The organism is Streptomyces sp. NPDC050388 (assembly GCF_040655635.1).
In the GTDB taxonomy this organism is placed as follows: Bacteria; Actinomycetota; Actinomycetes; order Streptomycetales; family Streptomycetaceae; genus Streptomyces.
Genome location: NZ_JBFAKH010000057.1, coordinates 31,155 through 53,258, shown reverse-complemented (window position 1 = coordinate 53,258; position 22,104 = coordinate 31,155). Strand labels below are relative to the sequence as shown.

19 protein-coding genes and 1 pseudogene are annotated in these 22,104 nt (G+C 68.0%); 7 read left to right on the top strand and 13 right to left on the bottom strand.

Features of this window, described 5'->3' with window-relative positions:
* Nucleotides 1-349: pseudogene (locus AB0I73_RS28025) on the bottom strand (hypothetical protein); the annotation flags it as partial.
* Between the two features lie 63 nt (nt 350-412).
* Entirely contained in the window at nt 413-793 is a 381-nt protein-coding gene (locus tag AB0I73_RS28020; RefSeq protein ID WP_363041853.1) for a glycosyltransferase family A protein, read from the bottom strand.
* A 1,260-nt stretch (nt 794-2,053) separates the two neighbouring features.
* On the opposite strand from AB0I73_RS28020, the gene AB0I73_RS28015 reads away from it, so the two are divergent.
* The 3 genes from AB0I73_RS28015 to AB0I73_RS28005 all read left to right on the top strand — a co-directional run bounded on the left by AB0I73_RS28015 (nt 2,054) and on the right by AB0I73_RS28005 (nt 5,576).
* Entirely contained in the window at nt 2,054-2,938 is an 885-nt protein-coding gene (locus AB0I73_RS28015) for a ParB N-terminal domain-containing protein (RefSeq protein ID WP_363041851.1), read from the top strand.
* A gap of 17 nt (nt 2,939-2,955) precedes the next feature.
* On the top strand, nt 2,956-4,137 hold the full coding sequence (gene glgA / locus AB0I73_RS28010) for a glycogen synthase (RefSeq protein ID WP_363041857.1): 1,182 nt from the start codon (nt 2,956-2,958) through the stop codon (nt 4,135-4,137).
* Between the two features lie 332 nt (nt 4,138-4,469).
* On the top strand, nt 4,470-5,576 hold the full coding sequence (locus AB0I73_RS28005) for an FAD-dependent oxidoreductase (protein WP_363041849.1): 1,107 nt from the start codon (nt 4,470-4,472) through the stop codon (nt 5,574-5,576).
* Nucleotides 5,577-5,845: 269 nt separating this feature from the next.
* Here AB0I73_RS28005 and AB0I73_RS28000 read toward each other — a convergent pair whose 3' ends face one another.
* From AB0I73_RS28000 to AB0I73_RS27950, 11 genes are all read right to left on the bottom strand, one after another.
* Entirely contained in the window at nt 5,846-6,634 is a 789-nt protein-coding gene (locus AB0I73_RS28000; RefSeq protein WP_363041847.1) for an ABC-2 family transporter protein, read from the bottom strand.
* Nucleotides 6,631-7,428 carry an ABC-2 family transporter protein gene (locus AB0I73_RS27995; RefSeq protein WP_363041845.1) on the bottom strand — a complete coding sequence of 266 codons (798 nt, stop codon included), beginning with the start codon at nt 7,426-7,428 and terminating at the stop codon, nt 6,631-6,633. Before AB0I73_RS27995 ends, AB0I73_RS28000 begins: the two co-directional genes overlap by 4 nt.
* Nucleotides 7,425-8,423: an ATP-binding cassette domain-containing protein gene (locus AB0I73_RS27990; protein ID WP_363041843.1), complete on the bottom strand. Its 999-nt coding sequence runs from the start codon at nt 8,421-8,423 to the stop codon at nt 7,425-7,427. Before AB0I73_RS27990 ends, AB0I73_RS27995 begins: the two co-directional genes overlap by 4 nt.
* A gap of 63 nt (nt 8,424-8,486) precedes the next feature.
* Nucleotides 8,487-9,839, bottom strand: coding sequence for a condensation domain-containing protein (locus AB0I73_RS27985; protein ID WP_363041841.1), 1,353 nt, complete (start codon nt 9,837-9,839; stop codon nt 8,487-8,489).
* Nucleotides 9,836-10,621 (bottom strand): methyltransferase domain-containing protein, encoded by a 786-nt coding sequence (locus AB0I73_RS27980; protein WP_363041839.1) that lies wholly within the window; start codon nt 10,619-10,621, stop codon nt 9,836-9,838. The genes AB0I73_RS27985 and AB0I73_RS27980 overlap by 4 nt, the downstream gene beginning before the upstream one ends.
* Nucleotides 10,554-11,891, bottom strand: a complete 1,338-nt coding sequence (locus tag AB0I73_RS27975; RefSeq protein WP_363041837.1) for a condensation domain-containing protein — start codon at nt 11,889-11,891, stop codon at nt 10,554-10,556. Before AB0I73_RS27975 ends, AB0I73_RS27980 begins: the two co-directional genes overlap by 68 nt.
* On the bottom strand, nt 11,888-13,360 hold the full coding sequence (locus AB0I73_RS27970) for a hypothetical protein (protein WP_363041835.1): 1,473 nt from the start codon (nt 13,358-13,360) through the stop codon (nt 11,888-11,890). The genes AB0I73_RS27975 and AB0I73_RS27970 overlap by 4 nt, the downstream gene beginning before the upstream one ends.
* Nucleotides 13,347-14,264 (bottom strand): hypothetical protein, encoded by a 918-nt coding sequence (locus tag AB0I73_RS27965; protein WP_363041833.1) that lies wholly within the window; start codon nt 14,262-14,264, stop codon nt 13,347-13,349. The genes AB0I73_RS27970 and AB0I73_RS27965 overlap by 14 nt, the downstream gene beginning before the upstream one ends.
* The gene (locus tag AB0I73_RS27960; RefSeq protein WP_363041831.1) at nt 14,234-15,307 is read right to left on the bottom strand and encodes a TauD/TfdA family dioxygenase; all 1,074 of its coding nucleotides are present in this window, start codon (nt 15,305-15,307) and stop codon (nt 14,234-14,236) included. The genes AB0I73_RS27965 and AB0I73_RS27960 overlap by 31 nt, the downstream gene beginning before the upstream one ends.
* Nucleotides 15,304-16,716 (bottom strand): hypothetical protein, encoded by a 1,413-nt coding sequence (locus AB0I73_RS27955; protein ID WP_363041829.1) that lies wholly within the window; start codon nt 16,714-16,716, stop codon nt 15,304-15,306. Before AB0I73_RS27955 ends, AB0I73_RS27960 begins: the two co-directional genes overlap by 4 nt.
* 66 nt (nt 16,717-16,782) lie before the next feature.
* Nucleotides 16,783-18,315: a radical SAM protein gene (locus AB0I73_RS27950; RefSeq protein ID WP_363041827.1), complete on the bottom strand. Its 1,533-nt coding sequence runs from the start codon at nt 18,313-18,315 to the stop codon at nt 16,783-16,785.
* A gap of 319 nt (nt 18,316-18,634) precedes the next feature.
* Between AB0I73_RS27950 and AB0I73_RS27945 the strand changes: the two genes are divergently transcribed.
* The 4 genes from AB0I73_RS27945 (at nt 18,635) to AB0I73_RS27930 (ending at nt 21,939) form a co-directional block, all read left to right on the top strand.
* Nucleotides 18,635-18,859 (top strand): phosphopantetheine-binding protein, encoded by a 225-nt coding sequence (locus AB0I73_RS27945; protein ID WP_363041825.1) that lies wholly within the window; start codon nt 18,635-18,637, stop codon nt 18,857-18,859.
* 46 nt (nt 18,860-18,905) lie between these two features.
* Complete coding sequence (locus AB0I73_RS27940) at nt 18,906-19,436, top strand: phosphopantetheine-binding protein (protein WP_363041823.1); 531 nt, start codon at nt 18,906-18,908, stop codon at nt 19,434-19,436.
* Nucleotides 19,433-20,872: an AMP-binding protein gene (locus AB0I73_RS27935; RefSeq protein ID WP_363041821.1), complete on the top strand. Its 1,440-nt coding sequence runs from the start codon at nt 19,433-19,435 to the stop codon at nt 20,870-20,872. The genes AB0I73_RS27940 and AB0I73_RS27935 overlap by 4 nt, the downstream gene beginning before the upstream one ends.
* Before the next feature lie 83 nt (nt 20,873-20,955).
* Nucleotides 20,956-21,939 carry an NAD-dependent epimerase/dehydratase family protein gene (locus AB0I73_RS27930; protein WP_363041819.1) on the top strand — a complete coding sequence of 328 codons (984 nt, stop codon included), beginning with the start codon at nt 20,956-20,958 and terminating at the stop codon, nt 21,937-21,939.
* Nucleotides 21,940-22,104: the final 165 nt, after the last annotated feature.

The window sequence follows — 22,104 nt, the reverse complement described above, 5'->3', positions numbered from 1 at the left end:
CGGCAGCAGCGGCTCGATCACCGCCCACAGCTCGTCGCTGACCTCCCACGGCTTCCGCCGCGCCATCGTCACCCCCACACAGCACGAGATCACCTGCATCTCCACCGTGCCACAGGAAGATCATTCTGCAAGGACCCCTGAGGCCGATCTCCATGTCCTCGACGCCCTTGAGCTCGAAGTCCTCGCAGAATCCGCCGATCTCCTCAAAGGAGGAACGCGGGACACTCACATTGTGGGTCCAGAAGAACGCCCAGTCGTTGTCCGAGGGCTTGTGCAGGAGTTCGACGAGCGGGTCGTGCAGCCTCGGCTCTTCGTGGGCTCTCCGGAAGGTCTCTTCGGGCTCTTCCATCTCCCATGCGTCACCGAGCAGGAGTGACCACGCGGACGGGGTGAGTTCCCGTCCGTGGGTGAATCAGCACACGGCCACCGGACGTTCCCGCTGTGCCTCCAGGTGCTTCTCCAGGAGCGCCGGATGAGCCATGCAGTCGACATCGAGGAACACCAACAGGTCCCCCTTGGCCTGTCTGGCCCCGACATTGCGAGCAACCGACACCCCGCGGCCGGGGGAGTTCCTGATGAGAGTCAGGTTCTCCATCTCATCGATGACCTCCCACGACTTCGCGAAGACATCGGAAGGTGAGCCGTCGTCGACCACAATCACTTCGAATCGTCGCACCGGAAGGGTCTGGCGCGTAAGGCTGACGAGCTTCCTGCGGAGTTCCTCTGGACGGTCGTATGCGGGAATGATGACTGAGACATCCGGCGCGTTCATCGAGACCTCTCCGAATTTCATCGGGCAATATAGGATTTTGATGTATTACCGGAGTGACAGCTGTGGAGTCGGGCATGAGGGGTGCCCGGCCGAGGTTTCCCCGGACATCAGGGCACCGCATTGCCCGGGTTCCTCGGCCCGGGGGACCTCCGGGTGCGGACGACAACTTCCTTGTGGGTCTTCCTGGTTCTCACGGCCCCGTACGGGACCGGTCGCGCACCGCTGGCAGGGACGGACGTCCAACGCGGTGGTGACGCGCACCGCCGCCACCGCGCCCGGACAGCTTGAGGCGTTGCACGGCACCCGGCCGAGGTCGCGACGGGGCCCAGGTGTCTGACAGGTGGTCGATCAAGTGGCCTCGATACTCCTGGATCACGGTTTCGTTGGCAAGCGAAAACTGGCCAACTGGATCTACGCCAGTACCTGTTGGTATGTCTCGCGGACGGCGTCGTCCGGGTGTTTCTTCGGCAACGCCCGACCGCGGGGCCGCCCGCGACGTGCCGGGGCAGTGGTGGGACGTGGACCGCTGCACCACCCCTTGAAGCCGTCCGGGAGCCGGGGTCCACCTGTCCGGGCGAGGACGCGCCGTGCGTTCCGTGGTGCCGGTGCCGAACGGCGTGATCGTTACGGCCGATGCTCCCCGCATGCCGCCGCATGGGCCAGGCGGTGAGCGGTCGACCTGGCCCCGGCGAAGTGAAATCTTCCGGGGCCGGACATTCCCGGAGGCGGTCGGCGGTGGCCGTTCCGTGCAGCACTTGACCCGGTATCAGGGTACATACCTGGATCAGATCGGAACCAGCGCCCCACTTGTCGGCACACGCACTCAAAACCTGCCGCCCTTTTATGGCAGCGGCCGTCCCAGGAGGTGGGTTGATCAACAACCGCCCTGTGATCGTTGACAGTCCGGCGCGGTATGTAGCAACATCACGACGCCGAACGAAAGCAAAGTTCATCTGCCTTGTACGGCAGTCGGCGACGTGTCGCCAGCTGAGGCAGGACGTATCAACCGGGGGATCGGTCAACGCCTCAAAGAGACCCACTGCCTGTGCACCGGAGTGCATTTCTGAATCGCATTGAAGTGATTGTGGACGTGATCTTAACTATATCCAACAAGGAGATATGTTGAGTTCTGTGGAAGATGTCGAGGATATTTCGGGCGATGTCTTAGTCTACGTCGCGGAGTGCCAGCGGTCATTGGAACAGGCCCCTGTGGTGAGCGTGCCGATCGCGGCACTTGTCACCGATAGTTCCCCGCGTGTCGCTGGAGAGGACAGCGATCACGTGAAACTTCTCTCCGAGAGCGAGCAGGAATTCCCGCCGATCAAGGTCCATCGAAGGACGATGCGGGTGATCGACGGAGTGCACCGCCTGAGAGCCGCCCAATTGCGCGGCCAGACCGACATCGCGGTCAGGTTCTTCGACGGTGACCGGGAGGACGCCTTTGTGCTGTCCGTCGCGGCCAACACGAAGCACGGCCTGCCGCTGTCCAGGGCGGACCGGCTGGCCGCCGCCGTCCGCATCCTCGGCTTCCATCCCGAGTGGTCCGACCGCGCGATCGCCCTGGTGTCCGGACTGTCCCCGAGGAAGGTGGCCGACATCCGCCGCAACCACGCGGGCGTGGCCGACGTCACCAAGGTCCGGGTGGGCATCGACGGCCGCGCGCGGCCGGTGAACCGCGTTCAGGGACGCGAACTCGCGGGCGAACTCATCAGGGCCAATCCCGACGCGTCCTTGCGCCAGATCGCCAGGGCGGCGGGCATCTCGCCGGCGACAGTGGCCGATGTCCGGGACCGTCTACGGAAGGGACACGACCCGGTCCCGATGAAGCTGCGGAAGGAGACCAGGCGTCAGGACCCACCGAGCGGACGGCCTTCTGGAGAGGTGGTACTCCAGGGCCGGCGGCGGCCACCGGCGGACCTGATCCCCGTCTTCGAAGCACTGTGCAAGGACCCGTCACTGCGCTTCAGCGAAGCGGGCCGCATCGTCCTGAGGCTGTTCGACTCGTGTGCGGTGGCCACCAAACAACAGAACCGGATCCTGGACAGCCTCCCGACGCACTGCCGTGAGCGGGTCGCGGAACTCCTGCTGAGTTACGCCGAGATATGGCAGGGCATCGCGGTGGAGCTGAGCGACGGCCGCAGCGTCGTGTCACGCCAGGTGATATGAGCAAACAGAGGACACCTATGCGTGTGGACCTGCTGACCCGCGAGTACCCGCCCCATGTGTACGGGGGCGCGGGCGTCCATGTGGGTGCGTTGACGGACCGTTTGCGGGACCTGGTCGACCTGCGTGTTCACTGCTTCGGCCCGGATGCTGGCCGCTCCCGCGTGCTGGCGCACGGGGTGCCGGACGTTCTCGGCTCGGCTAATCCCTCCCTTCAGGCACTCGCGATCAACGCGTCGATGTCGCACGCGGTCGCGGGCGCGGCCGTGGTCCACAGCCACACCTGGTACACCAACTTCGCCGGTCGGCTGGCCCAGCAGCTGTACGGCATCCCGCATGTGATCACCGCGCACAGCCTGGAACCGCTGCGGCCCTGGAAGGCCCAGCAACTGGACGGCGGCTACGAGGTCTCCTGCTTCATGGAGCGGGAGGCGATGGCCCGGGCCGACCAGGTCATCGCCGTGTCCCATGCCGTGGCCCGGGACGTCACGGAGGTGTACCCCGAGGTGGACCCCGCGCGCGTCGTCGTGGTCCACAACGGCATCGACGCCGAGCAGTACGCACCCGACCTCGGCACCGAGGCCCTGGAGGCGGAGGGGATCGCCGTCGACCGCCCCACCGTGGTCTGTGTGGGACGTATCAGCCCGCAGAAGGGCCTGCTGCACCTGCTGCGGGCGGTTCCCTTCTTCGTGCCGGGAAGCCAGCTGGTGGTGGTCGCCCAGTCCGCCGACACCGCCGCCCACCGGGCGGAGTTCGCTAAGGCGGTGGCGGCGGCGCGGGACGGTGCGGTGGACGTCCGTTGGGTGAGCGGAGCCTTCTCACGGCGGGCCCTGATCCAGCTTCTCAGCCACGCCCGGGCCTTCGTCAGCCCCTCGCTGTACGAGCCGCTGGGCATCGTGATCCTGGAGGCCATGGCGTGCGGAACCGCGGTGGTCGCCACCGCGACCGGGGGCAGCCCCGAGGCCGTCGTGGACGGCGAGACCGGTCATCTGGTGCCGTTGCAGCCCACGATGACGGACCAGGCCGAGGAGGAGGCGTCCTCCGTACTGGCCAAGGAGCTTGCCGTTCGGGTGAACGAACTGCTCACGGATGCCGCGAGCGCGGAACGGATGGGCCGGGCCGGCCGGGAGCGTGTGCTGTCCCACTTCTCCTGGGATCGTGCGGCACGCCAGGTCGCCGAGGTCTACCGGACCCTCGTGTGACGGCCTGACGCGCGGTCCGGCCGGGCGGCAGGCGTGATCGAGCGCAGCATGCAGGGGCGAGGGGGTCTTGATGTCATTGACTGCTGTGACGACCGGTCTGCGCAGCACCGAGCGGCGGGCCCGGGACAAGCGCGTACAGAGCTCCGCCGGGGTGCGGACCGTCCGGGCCGGGGCCCTTCAACCGGCGCCGCCCCCGGGCAGGCCGGTGGGACGGAACTTCGCGGAGGCGGACCCGCCAGGTCCCGGGCTGCCAGCCCATTGGCACGTCGGAGGTGACGGTGACATGGCGCATGTTCCGTATGCCGTCACGAACCACAGGATCACGGTGCCCGATGCCGGGGCTTGACGCTCTCGCGGCCCCGGCGGGTGGCCACGGCCCCGTCGCCAAAGTGGCGGTCGTCGGCGCGGGCTGGTACGGCTGCCACATCTCCGAGGAACTGCAGGCCGACGGCCACGACGTGCATCTCTTCGAAGCGCTGCCCGAGATCTTCGGAGGCGCGTCCGGGCACACGCAGAACCGCCTGCACCTGGGGTTCCACTACGCCCGCTCCGCCGTGACCCGCCGGCAGGCGAGCCAGGGATACAGGAGGTTCAAGCAGGTCTATCCGGCACTCAGCCGACCCGTGACCGACAACGTCTACGCCGTCCCCCGCGACGACTCCCTGCTCGACGGGGAGACCTACCAGCAGGTGATGCAGGCGTCACGGCTGCCGTTCGAGAAGGTCGACTCCACCGCCTACGGTCTGGAACCGTCGACCACCGCGTTCCGGGTCCCCGAGGAACTGCTGCTGACGGACAGGGCCAAGGCCCACTTCGGTGAATCGCTGCGGCCACAGCTACGCCTCGACACCCCCGTCGAATCGTTCGAGGAGACCGACGGCGGGGTCCTGGTCAACGGCGAGCTGTTCGACGCCCTGATCGACTGCACCTGGGGAGCCTGGGCAGCGGGCGGCAAAGGGGTGTGGTCGGACCTGTACTTCGAGCCGTGCGTGACCCTCGTCTACGAGTCGGAGCGCCGCGACTTCGGGCTGACGCTGGTGGACGGGCCGTTCTTTTCAGTTTATCCCTTCCGGAACGGCCTCCACACGCTCACGTCGGTCACCCATACTCCCCTGGCCAGATGCCGCTCCCATGAAGAGGCCCGGCAGTGCATCGCCCGGCAGAGCGCCGATACCCTCGACCGCACACGCCGAGCCATGGAGACGGAAGTGGTCCGGTACTGGACCCCTTTCCGGGAAAGCTTCCGGCATGTCAACGCCTTCTTCTCGGTGAAGGCCAAGATGCGCTCCGAGAGCGACGCACGCGTGGTGTCGGTCCGCCGCTCGGGCCGTCGGATATCGGTGTTCGCCGGGAAGGTGAACACCATCTTCCTCGCCGCCGAGGCGGTCAGGCGCGAGCTGCACGCCGTGGTGGGGAAGGACCTGTGGGTCTCCCTGTGACCGGTGCCGCCGCGGCCCTGTGACCCTGCCGCTCTCCTCACCCGCCGGCCCCCGGCAGTCGGCCCGCCGTCACGGTTCCCGTCCCGAGGGCGACCAGCACGGCTCCCGTCGGACGACTCGTCCCGCCGGGACCGAGGTGTGCCGACGGTCGGGCCCGCGGCGGCGACCGCGGATGTCCGCGACAGCAGCCAACCAGTACGACCGCGCCCCCGCGCGCCGCAGGCACGGCGACCCGTGGCGCGAGGGGGGCGGCGAAAGCCGCAGCGTCCTCAGGATCCGGTCATGTCGTACCTTCTGAGTCCCGCCCGCCAGATCAGGCACGCGACGGCCAGCGCGCCCAGTGACGTCGCCGGTATCCAGAGCAGATGGGCACGATCGCCGAACAGGAGGAAGGTGGCGGGAAAGTAGGACGTGACCGCGAACGGAAGCACCCAGGTCAGGATCCAGCGGACCGTCGGCCGGTAGAGGTCGAGCGGGAAGCTGGCGAACTCCGACAGCTCGTTGGCCGCGTGCATCACCGGATAGCTCGTGGTGGTCCAGAAGGCCAGGGAGGCGAACGCCAGCTTGACGGCGAAGTACACCACGGCGCCGAGGAGCACCAGGACCGGAGTGAGTGCGACGGCCACGACCGGCGGCACGCCCAAGGTGAGGTGTCCGGTCGCATAGGCCAGGAGAGCCACGCCGGTGATCAGGTCGCCCAGCGCGTCCGGCCAGAAGAACCGGTCGGAGATCAGCAGGAACAAAGGCCGCACCGGGCGGATCAGATAACGGTAGAACTCGCCGGTCCGGACGTACTGTCCGCTGAGCATCCACAGGTTGTCGGTGAAGAGCCGGTCCAGCCCGCGGGGAAGCAGTGCGAACCCGAGAAGGAACAGAGCGTGGTAGTAGCCCCAGCCGTAGACGCTCGGGACCAGTGCGAAGACGACGTGGACCAGGATGATCTGTGCGCCGACGCGGATGATGAACCCGAAGGCGCCGAGCAGGAAGTCCACGCGGTATTCCGCGAGCCGGTGGAGGCTGACGCCGCAGAGGAACAGGGTCAGTTTGAGCTCTCTCATCCGCCGAGCACCTCGATCTTCCGCATCGCGCCACGCCACAGCACCGTGCATAGGGCGAGAAGGCCGGCCGACCAGGCGCACTGGCCAAGGATGACCAGAGCGGCCTCGGACAGACCGTCGTAGCGCCCCAGCAGCAACTGGACCGGCGAGTTGATCATGCTTTTGAAGGGCAGCACCATGGAGATGTCGGCCAGGAGCGGGGGCATCAGGTCGATGGGGACAAGGCTCCCGGAGAAAATGCCCACGAGGGCGGTGACGACGACTCGCACACCCCAGATGTTGGTGGTGACCAGCGATGCCACTCCGGTGAGAAAGCTGATCTCGAAGCCGATGATCACCGAGGGTATCGTCGCCAGCAGGAAGAGGCAGAGGCCCAGGGCGGACGGAATCTCGATCTCGAAGAGCAGGCCGAATGTCAGGACGAGTGGCAGGCCGATCAGCAGAGCGTTGACGAGGACCACCGGCAGGCTGACCATGAATCTGACGAGGGGATAGCTGACCGGTCGCACGAGGGAGATCGAGATGCTTCCGCGGAGGACGTCACTGCTGATCTCCGAGTCCGCCTGGTTCATGTTGACGACGTTCAGCAGCTGTGCCGCCAGCAGATACGTGGTGATTTCCTGCGGCCCGAAGCCGGCGATCTCGTCGCCCGGTGTCTGCACGATCACCGCGCGCCAGAGGAAGACGACCAGCGCGGTGGACACCAGGGATGTGGCGAGGTTCGCCAGCATGAGGGACCGGTACTCCAGTACCGTCTGCAGGCTGGCCGAGGAGAAGCAGAAATAGCGCCTCATGCGGTCTTCCCGGTCCCGTATATCTCCCGCACCACGCTTCCGAGCTCGGGCTCGGGTGCGTAGAAGTCGGTGATGTCAAAGCGCTCCAGGAGGCAGCTGAGCACCTCTTTCGAGGTGAGGTGATCGATCGGGTAGTCGACCCGTATCCGATGGCCGCCGGCCGCGGTCGCGATGGCCTTGGGCAGCGCCTCCTCGATGGCGGCCACGGCGGCCGCTAGGTCCTGCCGGCCGCACTCGAAGGAGATCGACCGGTACGCCGCGGTGGAAATCAGCTCTTGAAGGGTTCCCTGGTGGATGACCTTTCCTCGGTCGACCACAAGGACCTGGTCGCAGATGGACGTGATGTCGCCGATGTCATGGCTGGTCAGCAGCACGGTGGTGCCGAGCTCTCGGTTGAAATGATTGATCAGTTCCCGCACCGCGTCCTTGAGGATGACATCGAGGCCGATGGTCGGCTCGTCCCAGAACACGACCTTGGGGTCGTGCAGAAGGCTGGCGGCGATCTCGGCCCGCATCCTCTGCCCGAGACTCAGCTTCCTCACCTGCGTGCTGGCCAGCGCGTCGATGTCGAGATACTCCTGGAACAGGCGCAGATTCCGGCGGTAGACCTTCTCGGGGATGTCGTAGATGCGTTGCAGGATACGGAAGGAGTCGGGAACGGAGAGGTCCCACCACAGTTGGGTCCGCTGACCGAAGACCACCCCGATCGACTGCGCGTTGGCCCGCCGGTTGAGATACGGTTCAATTCCGTTCACCAGGCAACGTCCGGAGGTGGGGGTGGTGATCCCGGCCAGCATCTTGATGGTCGTGGATTTTCCGGCCCCGTTGGCCCCGAGGTAGGCCATCTTGGCGCCGGCCTCCACGGTGAACGAGATGTTGTCGACGGCTCGGTGCGTCTCGTACTTCCTGCTGAACAGTGTGCCCAGGCTTCCGCGAAGCCCGGGACGACGCTCGTACTTGCGGAACTCTTTGGTCAGTGCCTCTGCGCGGATCAACTGATGACTCCCGAATGTAGACGTCTCCGTCGCATCCCTGGCGCTTGCTCGGGACCGGAGGATTCAACGCGAGATCGTGAGGAGCTCCCGCACGGCCAGTTCCTCCACGTCGTCGAGGAACTGTGCGCAGTCCTCGCCGGACAGCACGGTCGTATCCGTGCGCAGCGACGTCAGGACGGCACGCGACGTGTTCTGGGCCCTCAGGAAGAACCTCCGCCCGGTGCGGTCCTGAGCGGTGCCCGGCATCTTGAGTTTCCGCGTCCGGGAACGAAGAGCTTCGACGAACCCGGCGTCGGCCGGGCTCGGGGACGGAGGCAGTCCTGTGTGGGGTTCCAGCATCACGATGGCGTTGCAGGAGAGATCGACGCTCTGTCCTCGCTCCCGCACGACCTCCTGGACAGCTGCCTCGACCAGCCGTGGATCCCATTTCGCGGCGGAGTAGGCCGACAAGGAGGCCCGCCAGGTCCGGCGGACCACTGCCTGGAAGTCCGCCCCCGCCAGATCGACCGTCAGGGGTGCGTCCTGGTACAGCGGCCCGGTGGCCGCTCTCTTGCTCGGACTGAAACGGTTGTGACACCCCAGTAGGAGAAGCACCCTCGGCTCTCCGGTCAGTCTCCCCAGGCACACGGAGGCAAGAGCCAGGAATATGACGGTCGGACTGGCCTTCAGATGGCGTGACAGGTCGCGGATCGCGACGGCCAGGGCTTCGGACTCGACGTAGCTCTCCTGGAACCGCGGCGACTCGGGAACGGGCGCACGTCCGGAGAACATGTCAGCTGGAGCGTTGAGCAGTTGCTTCTTCCAGTAGGTGAGCGACCGCTCGGAAACAGCCCGCCCCTCAGGGCCCCGCTGGCATTCGGACTGGTCCAGGGGATGGATTCTCGCCGCGACGGTCCGCTCCTCGCCGGGAGCCGCCAGCAACTGCTTAATCTCGGCCAGGAGATTCCGCAGGTCCCAGCCGTCTGTCGCCAGGTGAAAAATCACGATGACCAGGTGACGCGGGCAGCCTTCGCTGGTCACCACGCCAGCCCGGATCGGGAAGCCGTCCAGCGGGAAGGGCACGCTCCGCAGTGCCGCGGCAAGGGCGTGCGCGGCCGAACGGGCCTCCTCGGCCCGTGCGGTCCGCTCTACCACATCAAGGGTCCCACCGGACGGAACGTGCTGCTGCGGCTCCCCCGACGGGCCGACGGAGTACGTGGTACGAACGGATTCCCACTGCTCGAGGAGTCTTTGCAGGGCGGTCAGAACGTCCGGCAGACTCACACCCTCCGGCACGTCGACCACCTCGCTCAGATTGAGGTGTTCGTGATGCGGGGCGAACTTCTCGACCTCCTCCCAGAGCCATTGCTGTCCCCAGGTGAGCGGAGCGTCGCCGGTACGCTGCCCGGAGAACCGTACGCTGTGCTGCATCGTCATGGTCCGGTCTCCGGTCGGTCCGGTGCGGACGGCGGGCGTACCGCTTCGATCACGACGGCCTCCAGGACGCCGTCCGGATAGCGTGCGAGGTGGGTCCCGGGAGGGCTCGCGAAATAGACGCTCCTGTCAATGGTTGTCGTCTTGATGCCGGTGAAGCCGGCGCCGGCCGCGGAATCGACCAGCGCCTGCTCGGTCAGCAGGGCCTTGTGGTTGCCGAACTCGTAGGCCATCCGGTTGGCCACCCGCAGGGGCGTCGCCTCTTCCGGCCGCCAGCGGTGCATTCGGGCGTCCATCTGTTTCTGCAACGCCGTGCGCTCGTTCCCCTCCCCCTGCAGAAGGGCGCAGACCACCAGCGCGCCCGGGCAGGCAACTCGTACGATCCCTCCCTGGCGGAGGATCCTGAAGAACTCCCCGAAGAGGGCGGGGATGTCGTCGAACCAGAAGTGCTCGACGATGTGCTCCGCGAGCACGATGTCCACCGTGCCGTCGCGGAAGAAGAGGCGCTTGCGCAGGTCACAGCGGTAGACACGCGGCCCCTTGCGGAAGCCCAGGCCCACCCAGCCGTCGTCCGGGACCGAGCGACCGGACCCGACGGAGACCTGGACCGGACCCGGGTTCCTGCGCAGGTGCCTGTGGAGCCGGCGGGTCTGCGCGGAGTGGACGAAGAGGTGATGGAACACGGCGCGGACGGCATCCCACAGGTCGCGCCAGATGTCAGCAGTGGTGAAGGGGGGCAGCCCCCAGTCCGTCTCGTCGGAATTCCGGAAAACCGGTGTACGCATGCCTCGCTTCCGATCTTGCCGGGTCTGATCCGGTCAGGAGCAGTCGGACAGTGCCTAGCACCAGGTCGACTTCATCAGGGGCGTAGCGCGCAGGGTCGTAGCGGCAGCCGAGCACAGTACCGTCGGCCGTCTCGGTGAAGGAGAGGTACAGCCCGGCCTCGTCGCCGAGGCCGATGGCTCCCGTCGGGGGACGGGGCAGAAGGCGGGCTCCCAGCGCTTCGACCACAACCGGCGCGGTGTGCAGAGCCACGGTCACCACGGCGGGGCGCGCCGAGCCAGGCGGCGACTGGGTGAGCCGCTCCCGGACCACGTCGTAGGGGGCGGACTGGTGGGCCAGCTGCTTGGCCCAGGTGTGCCGGACATCCTCGACGACCTGGCGGAAGTCGGGGTGCGCGGCGTTCGGCAGCCGGAACCGGACGAGGTTGGCGATCCAGCCGACGGTCGCGGCGAATTCGGGGGACCGGCCGTGCACCGGAAGCCGGACAGTGATGTCCGGCCGGCCGGACAGCCAGGACAGGCCCGCCATCACCGCCGCCAGGAAGTACAGGAACGCCGTCACGCCCTGCCGCGACCGGCCCTGCCGCACCCGTTCGCTCTCCTCGGGGGACAGGGCCAGGCTCCGCTGCTCGATCCTGCCGGACAGAGGGGCGTCCTGACGGGAGCAGAAGGGGAGGTCCACGCCGCGGTCCGGTGCGGTCCCGCCGAGATGCTCACGCCAGTAGGCCATCATGTGGTCCGCCCCTGGGCCGTACCGGGCCTGCTCTCTCGCCACGAAGTCGCCGTAACTCGCTCCGAGGGGCCCGTCGGGCTCCTCCTCGCAGGCCAGTTCACCGATGAGCCGGTCCAGGGAGTGGCCGTCGCAGATCATGTGGTCCAGGGTCAGGGCGAGCCGCTGGCGGCCGGACCGCAATTCGAGCAGCAGGCATTCCCACAGCGGCGCCCGTGAGCGGTCGAACGCCGAGGTCTCGTGTTCCCGCAGTCGCGCGTCTGCCGCGGCGTCGGTCAGCCCGGTCTCCGTCCGCAGGAGAACCGGCACGCACTCCTCCACGACCTGGGTGAAGGCGGACGCGACGATCCGGGCACGCAGCATGGGATGTCGGGAGGCCAGCGACGCGAGCCGCCGCTCCAGGCGGCTCGCGTCGATGTGCCCTTCCACGTCCCAGGCGACGTGCATGTTGTAGGACGTCGCACCGCGGCTGCGGTCCCGCAGGATCCGGCCCCGCTGGGTGACGGAGAGCGGCCAGACAGCCGGTTCTCCCGTGGCCGTCATCGGCTGCCCGGTGACAGCGCCGATCCGAGGCCGCGGACGAACCGCAGGCAGGGCTCGTCCGGGAACACATGACGCGCCTGGGCCGCGTTGTGCTCCAGATCCGCCTCCAGGGCGGGATCGGCGGCGCGGTGCGCAGCGAGCAGATCGGCGAACTGCCGCGCCGCCTTGTCGAGGTCGCCCGTGTCCGCGATCCGCACGTAGCGCCAGCCCGGCCCGTAGACCCCGTCGAGCGCGTTGTAGACGGTGGCGGCGAAGGGCAGGCAGGCCGCCGCCGCGAGGGCCGGCCCCAGGCCCACGCTCTCGACGTCGGGGCGGTTGGGGGTATAGAAGACGCCGCCCGCGGTGGCCTTGGCGACATGCAGCAGGTCGACCTCGTCCAGCCGCCAGGTGCCGGCCTCGTCCTGGTTGCTGGTCAGCGGGACGCCGCCGAGGAACCGGACGGCGTCGCCGATGCCCTCGGCCTCCACCGTCGCGAGGACCTCCCGGCTGTAGTCCGGGTCCTCCTGGAGGCTGCCGAAGACGGCGAGCACCGGGTGAGGGTCACCGCGCCGCTCGCACTCGCGCATCAGGCCCGCGAAGAGCCGCACCGCGACCTCCACCCCCTTGACCCGGAAGACCCGTACCGGCACCAGGACCACGGGGCGGTCCGGTTCAATCCCCTGCTGGGCGAGGAACTCCTCGTGGCGTGCCCGCAACGGCCCCTGGGGGCGACGCGGCAGGACGTAGGGGATGAGCGTCGGCTCCAGCTCGGTGGGGTAGGAGCGCCCTTCGTCCTGGAGCTGCTGTGTCGGCACGACCCACCGCTGCGGCGCCACCGGCACCGGCGTGAAGACGTTGGGCGCCTGCGGGTACACCCGGGTTTCGCCCTCGTGCACCGAGTAACTGCCGAAGAGGTCGTGGTCCCACAGGATCAACCCCCCGGGACGGCCGTCCGACCAGTAGGCGGCCGCGGCGCGGTGCAGCGCCAACGTCACCGGGGTCGCGTCGGAGAGGGTCATATTGACCCCGACCATCCAGTCGATCTGCTCCTTCTCGAGCCACGACAGGAAGTACTCCTCGTAGGGCGCGGCCAGCTCCTCGATCCGCGCGGTGACGGCGGCCCGCTCGTCAGGGGTGAGTTCGTGTGCCCTCTCGATGTCCGCGCGCAGACCGAGCCACTCCTCGGCCAGCCCCGGGTGGTCCGGGACAGGCGTCGCGTCGGTGACCTCCAGCCACTGCGGGTAGCCGAGCCCGGGCGCGCCGGACGGGTAGAACACGGCCTTGTCCGGCCGCCAGGAGTAGCCGAGGTCCGCGGTGATCGGGAACTCGATCCCGCCGCACTCGGCGCGGACCAAGTCGACGATATTCCGGAAGATCGTCAGCAGCCCGCTGACAGGCAGTCCGTCGCCGCAGACGAGGGCGACCCGGGCCCTGCGCCTGCCCTGGTGCTCCGTCGCCGTGTCGGCCTTCGTCACGTCAGATGCCGGCATACCTCATCCTTGTCTCGGCCTCGTCGCGCTCCAGCGCGTCGAAGTGGTCTAGGTGGAACTTCTTGGCGTTGAAGGCGCGGACCCACAGGCCGGCGGCCCAGCACAGCTGCAGTTCGCCGGCGCTCAGCTTGCGCCCGCGTGCGATCTGGTACTCCTCCAGGAAGACCTCCGTCTGTTCGACCGAAGCTCCCGCACCAGTGGGCCCGCCGTGGAACATGGCGGCGGCCTGGCCGACGATCACCACCTCGGGCTCGTAGACCACGCTGTCCCAATCGTGGACCGCGAGCGGCCGGCCGTCGCGGAACTTCACGTTGCGGCCGTCCCAGTCCCCGTGCCCGATGACGCAGGCGGCATTGCGGACCTCCTTGAGCCGCTCGCGCACAGCCGCACCGAGGTCGTCGACCCACGCCGTGACGGAGCACCGCTCGGCGTTGAGGTCGACGTCACGATCGTCCGGCACCGGCCAGACGCCGTCCTCCTCGTGGTACCAGTGGACCCAGGCCGGGGCGGGCCGCAGCAGCGGCTGTGGGTCGAAACCCTCCGCGCAGGCCACGAAGTCGCTCAGCAGGCGCGCGAACAGCTTCGGGGCGTCGGCGGATCCGGGTGCCTCGTCCCCCGGTACGCAGGTCTCGGCGCTGGCGACCATACCGCCCAGCGGCGTGGGACCGGCCAGCGGCTGTGGGCACGGGAAACCCGCCTGCCACATCCGGCGGTGCACCCAGGTGCACGACTCCAGCCGCGCGTCGGCATCACGGACCTTCACCACCACCTCGCGGCCGTCCGCCAGCCAGAGGCCGTGGACCGCAGACAGGTTCCCCGTGGTGAAGATGGGTTCTGCGACGGCGTTGCCCAGGTGCTCCAGGCACCAGTCGCTCAGCGCTCGCTCGTCGATGTCTGCAGGCATCGTTCTCCCTTCGAGGGGCCGTTCGGTCGCCCGTCCAGTGCCGGAACGGCGAACCGGAACCCGTCGGAACCGACACGGCGCGCCTGGGTGCGTGCGGGATCGCGCAGGACCACCGCCTTGCGCAGCCACCGGTCTGTGCCGTCGTAGCGCGGCTGGAAGGGGGCGCGGCCGTGGACGAAGCGATGGTTGTCGAAGAATAGGATGTCCCCGGCGTCCAGAGCGACCGGCCGGATCTTCGCCTCCAGGCGGGCGCACACGTCGGAGAATGCCCTGGCCGCGCGTCCGTCGCCGGGCAGCGCGGTGGTGTAGGCGGGGTCCACACGCAGACGAAGAAGCGTTCCTTCTCTGGTCACCACCGGCCTGACGCAGTTGACCTCACTCGTCGCGTCGAGCCCTCGCAGATGTTCAGGGTCGGCCTTGATGAGGAATCGTGGCTCGCACAGGACGTCGAGGTCCAAACCGTTGGTATCGATGTCATCGATACTCGCCAGCATGGTCGGGATCCGGTCGGGGTTGCGGATCGCGAGCAGGGCGAGGAGGTCGCACCGGTCGTCATGGAACGCGTCCTCGACGTGGAACTCCAGTGGTGCGGTGCTCCCCGCACCGGTCTGCGCCTGCTCGTGGCCGCGGACCGGCACAATGTCGTTGAGTAGGCGGCCGTCCTGGAGCGACGACCAGCAGAACAACTCGCCGAGTTGCCCCGCGAGCAGCGTCAGCCAGAAATCTTGCAAGGTCGTGGCGTCGTGGTCCCGTTCACTCCAGTGCACCGGGGTCGGCGGTGCGTCGTCGAAGGACATTCCGCGGACCACCAGCGAGCCACAGGAGTCACCGGTGCACAACCGCTGTAACTCAGCGCGCAGTTCGCGCGGCAGTACATCGCTCAGGTAGCGCAGGGATGCGAGGTAGGCGCGTTCGTCGGCCTGCCCGTGGTCCTCCCGGAGCGCGGCGAGATGGCGCAGCAAATCCTTGCGGTCCTCCTGCAGGATCCGGAACTCGGGTATCGGGGCCGCAAGGCCGGAACGAACCCCAAGATTGATGGTCATCTCCGTTCTCCAGCTTCCAGTGTAAGCGGGCCGGGCGTGGCAAGGGCGTCGGCGAGTTCCAAGAGGAAGCCGTCCCATGCGTCAGAGGGGAACCGCTCCTCCACAACGGCCCGGTTGGCCACGTCCTCGGGGTACATGCCAGCGCTTCGGCGCCGGGCGCGCATCGCATTGCGCAACGACGTGGCGGCCGCGGCGAGCCCCTCCGAGTCGGTCGGGACGCGTACGCCACGGAACTGGTCCCCATACACGGCACCGAACGCGTCGTAGGCGGTGTGTGCGCAGGGGATGCCTGCCTGGACCGCCAGGGCTGGCCCAAGGCCCACCGACTCCACATCGGGCCTGCTCGGGGTGAACAGCACGGCGCCGCCACTGGCCGCCGCCAGGCGAAGCAGGTCCACCTCGTCGAGCCGCCAGTGCCCTTGTACGTCCCGAAACGTGGCGACTGGGACGCCGTCCAAGAACAGCACGTCGTCCGCGATGCCGCACCGGTGCGCGTGCTCGCGCAGTTCAGCCGCGTATGCGGGGTCCTCGTCCAGTTGTCCGAAGACGAGCAGGTACGGTGGCGGTTCCCCATCGGCGAAGCTCTGTTCGCGCATCTCGGCCAGCAGGGTCAGGGCAATCTCGATTCCCTTAGGGCGGAAGATGCGAGCCGGCGCCAGCAGGACCGGTCTGTTCCGCTCCAGGCCGTTGTCGGCCATGAAGTTGAGGTGCCGGGGCTCTAGGGGCCCCGAGGGGATGTGGGGCAACAGGTTCGGGAGCACCTCGGGCTTGACCCCGGCGGTATAGGTAGCGGCCTCGTTCGCCAGCTTCTCGGTGATGACTACCCAGCGCTCGTGCGCACGACGTCCCGGGACCGGAGTGAACTCGTTGGGCGTTAGCGGGTAGACGCGGCGGCCGTTCTCGTGGACCGAGCAACTGCCGAACAGATCATGGTCCCACAAGACGATGCCTCCTGGCCGCCCGGAACCCCAGCGCTCCTGTGCGGCCCGATGCAGCGCCAGGGTGACACCGGGTGCGTCGCTCAGCGTCATGTTGACGGCTACGACCCAGTCGATGCGGTGCTCCGCGAGCCACGCGGTGAAGTACGGCTGGTACGTCTGTGCGATCTCGTCGATGTCGCTCCGCAGCAGGTCGCTCTCGTCGGCACCGAGTTCATGGGCCTCGGCGACCCGGTCCCTGACGGACAGGAACCGGCTTGCCAGCTCGGCCGTCGGCATCCGTAGCGGTGGCGCATGGTCGCGGACGCGCATCCAGGAGGAGTAGCCCGCCGCCGCCGGTCCGGTGGGGAAGTAACGTGGTTTGTCCGGCCGCCACGAGTAGCCGAGGTCCGCGTGGACCTCCGGCTCGACCACGCCCAGCGCGATGCCGCGCTCGACGACATTGCGCAGCACGGTCAGCAGACCGCTCACCGGAACGCCGTCACAGCACACAACAGCAAGCCGCATTGCACCCCTTTCTCCGACGACGTCCACGGCCTACTTGATCTCGGTGTTGATGATGGCTTCCACGAGGCTCTGGCCGGGCGTAGTCAGGCGGATCTCGCCCGCCGCCCGGTCGATCTCGGCCAGCCCGCGGTCGCGCAGCCGCTCGAAGATCGGCAGCCACCGCTCGGAGAACAGCGAGGAGCCCGGGAAGCGCTCCTGGTGGATCTCCTCGCGCAGCGGCTGGCACGTGGACATGGCCATGCGCACCGACCTGGTTTCCCGGCCCTGTTCGCTCAGAGCGGTGATGGCGGTCAGCGGAAGCCGACCTGCGGAGACGGCATCGAGATACTCGCGGGGATCGGACGTGATGTTGCCCTCGGAGTGGCTGCTCCAGGTGTAACCACCAAGCCCGATGCCCAGGTTGGGTACCTGCTTGTCCTGGTCGAGGTTGAGCGAGCGCCAGATCGGGGCGCCGATCTCCTTGCGGGGGAAGTACGTCGTCGGATGTTCGGCGTACCCGGCGGCATTGAGCGCCTGCACGGCTTCGGCCCGCATCTGGTACTGGCGGCCGAGCGTCGGCCAGCTGCGCCCCGAGGCCGCGATCCGCTCGCGCACGTCGACGCTCTCCCACACCGCCGAGGAGACGTGTCCGATCGCGGTGTCGACACTCGCGAAGGAGCGCAGGTGGAGCTTGGTCATCACGACCGTGGAGAAGTCCAGGTCGATCATGCGGCGCACGTCGTGGAGGTAGGCATCCACGTCCTGGCCGGGCAGGCCCCATACGAGGTCGGCGTCGACCCGTGCGAATCCGTGCTTACGGGCGAGGCGGAGCGCGTCCTCGGCCTGTTGGCCGGTGTGCCTGCGGTTCGCGAGGGCGAGGAGTTCGTCGTCGAAGGTCTGGATGCCGTAGGTCAATTTGTCGAACCCCAGGCGCCGCAGCCCAGTGATCATCTCCTCGTCGAGCGTGTCCGGGCTGCCCTCCGCCCGCAGCGAGGTGATGGCCGGGTCGAAGACGAAGGCGTCGGCGTAGAAGTCCATCAGCCGCTCGATCTCACTGAGCGGGAAGACGGTGGGGGTGCCGCCAAACAGGCAGAACTCGCGCACCGGCACCTCGCGCAGGGCCGGCACCGCCTCCAGCCACAGGCGTGCCTCGGCGATGTTCGCGTCCACCCAGCGACGGGCGCTGTTCGCGGCCCGCTCGGTTCCGGGGTTCACGATGAGGAGAGGGAACTGGCAGTAGTGGCAGCGGTAGGCACACAGCGGCAGGTAGGGCCACAAGTGCAGGGATCCCGCGGCCCGCAGTTCCGCGTCGAGGCTGGCGAAGAATTCCTCGGGGCCGTCCAGTTCCCGGTCGCCGGGGAAGACATGGGTGAAGGCGTCGGACGTGACGTATTCGAGCAGATGGTCGTTCTCAGGAGCGGCCAGGATCCTGCATTCGTCCGGTTCGGGGTAGGCAGGATCGAGGTCGCGCAGGCTGGCAAGGGCGTCCTGTCTGCTGTATGCGGTCCGCAGCGCCTCGATCTGCACGTCGTTCTTTCCGCGTTCCTTGGACAGCAAGTTCTGCGAATCGTCGAGCTCGTTCATCAATTCCAAATTCTCTTTCGTCGTCGAGCGATGCAGCTTGCCAAACAAACGGTCCACAACGGCCGGCGGGATCACTGAGCCACCCGAATCGACCGGCGACAAACAGCGAGCAGGCCGCTCCCAGTCTGACTCGGTGCGGCTGCTTCAGCCACTGTGTTCGACCTGCGCACTTGGACGGCCAGATCTTGTAATGCCCTTCAGGGTTCACGCAGACTCAGCACCTCGGAACCTTCGTGCAGGACTGGCCGTACTTCGACGCCCGACCGCGATTCCATCTGCAACTCAGACAAACGGATCGCCTATCACCCAGGAGTGCGCTTTGCCTGAATCATTCACTTTAGAGAAATTACTGGACCTGTGTGCGGAGCTCCTTCCCGGCGCCACGCCGACACCCGACTCGAACTTCTTTGCCCTGGGCGGCGATTCGCTCACCGCGTCAGCGCTCGCTGCACTGGTCCATGAGCGTTGGGGTGCCACGATCGAGGCCGAACAGATCTTCATCGCCCGCGATCTCGCGTCCTTGTACCGGGAAATCCACACTTGATCGCGCCCGGTTCGAGCGGATGTCGACGGTAACGGAGGAATGCGATATGTACACCGAAGTGAGGCTCCACCCGGCGCTTGAGGAAACCCTGTCCACGGAAGGCGTCATCGGCGATTACGCGGCTGTCCGGGCGCAGCACGACGGCGAACTGGTGCTCGTCGTCGCCTCGAAACGGCTCACGCCGCTCGACGTTCGTCGGCTTCTCGGTGACGCGGGCACCGCCACCGTCCCCGACGCCTATGCCGTGGTTCCCGCGCTGGAACGGGACGAGAGCGGGTCGCTCGCCCTCGGACGGGTGGAGGAACTGCTCGCCAAACGGCCGCTGTACCGGCCCTGCCCTCCCACGACGGAGGTGCAGCGGCTCCTGGTCGAGGTGTGGGAACGGTCGCTCGGCATCGAGGGCATCGGCATCGACGACGACTTCATCGAGCTCGGCGGCGACTCGTTGGCCGCTGTAGAGATCCTCGCCGAGACGGAGAAGCGGGTCGGGACCGAGGTCGGCGTGGACGAGTTCTTCGAGTGCGGCACCGTGCGGGAACTGAGCGCACGGATCGAGGGGAAGGGCGGGCAGCGGTGACGCGTGAGCAGCTGACCGGTGTCCTCGAACGGCTCCGTGCCAGGGCCGAGGCCGAACCCGACGCGCCGGCCCTGTCGGCCCGTTCCGCCGACGGCCACTGGACCCGCCTGACCAACGCCGAACTCCTCCGGCGCGTGAACACCGCGGGCCGTACACTACGTTCGGCGGACCACCCCACCGGGAAGGTGCTGGTCGCGCTGCCCAACGGGGTCGACTTCTTCGTGGCGGTGCTGGCCACGTGGAGTGCCGGGCTGACCCCTCTCATCGCGCCGCCCGGCAGCAGCGAGCGGGAGCTCGACACGCTGTTCTCCAGCCAGCCGGGACCACGCTCGGCCACCCATGTGTTCAGCCCCGTCCCGCAGGAGGAAACGGCGGACCACGGGACCGTGCCCCCCGGCCCCGAACCCGAACAGGCGTGGTGCATGCCGTCAGGCGGAAGCACCGGCCTGCCCCGGTTCATCCCCGTGGCCGGGCGGCCGTCGCAGCAACTCGCCAGCCAGAGCCATCTGTTGCGCTCCCTGGGATGGCAGCCGGGCTCCACCCAGCTCGTCATGGGGCCGCTGCATCATGCCGCCCCCTACACCTCGGCGATGACCGGCCTCTACGCCGACAACCACATCGTGGTGGTGGAACGGTTCACCCGCGAGGCGGTGGAGGACGCCGTTGCGCGTTTCTCACCGACGTGGCTCCAGGCAACGCCGCATCAGATGGCGCTGCTGCTCGCGGACACGGCAACGGTGAGCCGCCTGGCAAAGCATCTGACGGGACTGATGCACACCGCCGCTCCCTGCCCCCGGTCCGTGAAGCAGGCATGGATTGACCTCCTCGGCGGGGACCGGGTGTTCGAGCTCTACGGGTCGACCCAGATGGTCGGTGCGGTCATCTCCTCGGGGACGCAGTGGCTCGCCAGGCCCGGAACCGTCGGTCGGCCTCATATGACCCAGGTCCGGATCGTTGGGCCCGACGGTGCGGAGCTGCCGCGCGGGACGGTGGGGGAGGTCTTCATGAGGACCGCGGCCACCCGCCGGCTGGGGGCGGCGCAGGCGGCACATCTGAGGGCGCACAGCGGGGGGTTCTACAGCGTCGGGGACCTGGGCTACCTGGACGACGACGGATACCTCTACCTCACGGACCGGGTGGACGACATCATCAACGTCGGAGGGGCCAACGTCAGCGCCCGCGAGGTCGAGGGGGTCCTCCTCGACCACCCCGACGTCCGTGAGGCGCTGGTGGTCGGCCGGGCGCACGACCTGCTCGGCCAGGTCGTGTCCGCCTTCGTCGTGCCGGCGGATCCGGCGCGGCCCCCCGGCGGGGCCGATCTGCGCGCCTTCTGCGCACGGCGCCTGGAGGCGCACAAGGTCCCGGCCTCGGTGCGGACGGTCCCGGAGTTCGAACGCTCGCACGCCGGAAAGATTCAGCGCTATCGGTACCAGTAGCGCCGCCGTGAGCCCGGAGCCGACCACGGCCGAGGCGCGGCCTGCGGCCATCCCAGATTTGAGCAACAGAAGGAGACCGACGCATGCAGGGCCATAATCGTGTGATCGAGCGGGTGGTTGTCACCGGCGGAGCCGGGTTCATCGGCTCGCACCTGTGCCACCGCCTCCGCGCCCTGGGCACCACTGTGGTCTGCATCGACAACATGCTGACCGGAAGGCCCGAGAACCTCGGGTCCCTGCTGGAGGATCCGCAGTTCACGCTGATTCGGCAGGACGTCTCCCAGGGTTGTGACGTGCCGGGGCCCGTCGACCTGGTCCTGCACCTGGCCTCGCCGGCGTCTCCGCGTGACTACGCGCGGTACCCGATCGAGACGCTTACCGTCGGATCCCACGGCACGCTGAACGCGCTGGACCTCGCGCACCGCAAGGGCGCGCGCTTCCTGCTGGCCTCCACCTCCGAGGTCTACGGCAATCCACTGGTCCATCCGCAGAGCGAGGACTACTGGGGGAACGTCAACCCGATCGGGCCCCGCAGTGTCTACGACGAGGCCAAGCGCTTCGCGGAGGCCCTGACCACGGCGTATCGCACCACGCTCGGCACCGACACGGTCATCGTCCGCCTGTTCAACACCTACGGGCCGCGGATGAGGGCCGAGGACGGCAGGGCGTTGCCAACCTTCGTCTCTCAAGCCCTGGCCGGGGAGCCGATCACCGTGGCCGGGGAGGGCCTGCAGACGAGGTCGATGTGTTACATCGACGACACGGTGGCCGGGGTTCTGGCGGCGACGATCGGTTCTCATCCGGGGCCGATCAACATCGGCAACCCCACCGAGCTGACGATCCTCGAACTGGCCGAACGGGTACGGGCCGAGTGCGCGTCGAGCGCGCCCATCGTGTTCGTGGTACGGCCGGTCGACGACCCGGACCTGCGCAGGCCGGACATCTCCCTCGCCCGCTCCGCGCTGGGTTGGCGACCTCTGGTGGGACTCGACGAAGGGATCAGCCGCACCGTCGGCTGGTTCGCTTCCAGGGCGCAGCAGCCCTCGCTCGTCCGCGTCGTCGTCTGAGCCGGCCCACCAGCACGGAACAGGGACACGGTGATGCCCGCCGCAGGCCTAGGCGTACCGGGCCTGGGCGCGCAGTGGGCAGGCAGCAAGTGGCGTGGCCGGACGAGAGCCGGTTATCCGGTGTCACCGGTGTTCGCGGGCCGTGCGGGGATCACGCGCGTTCGG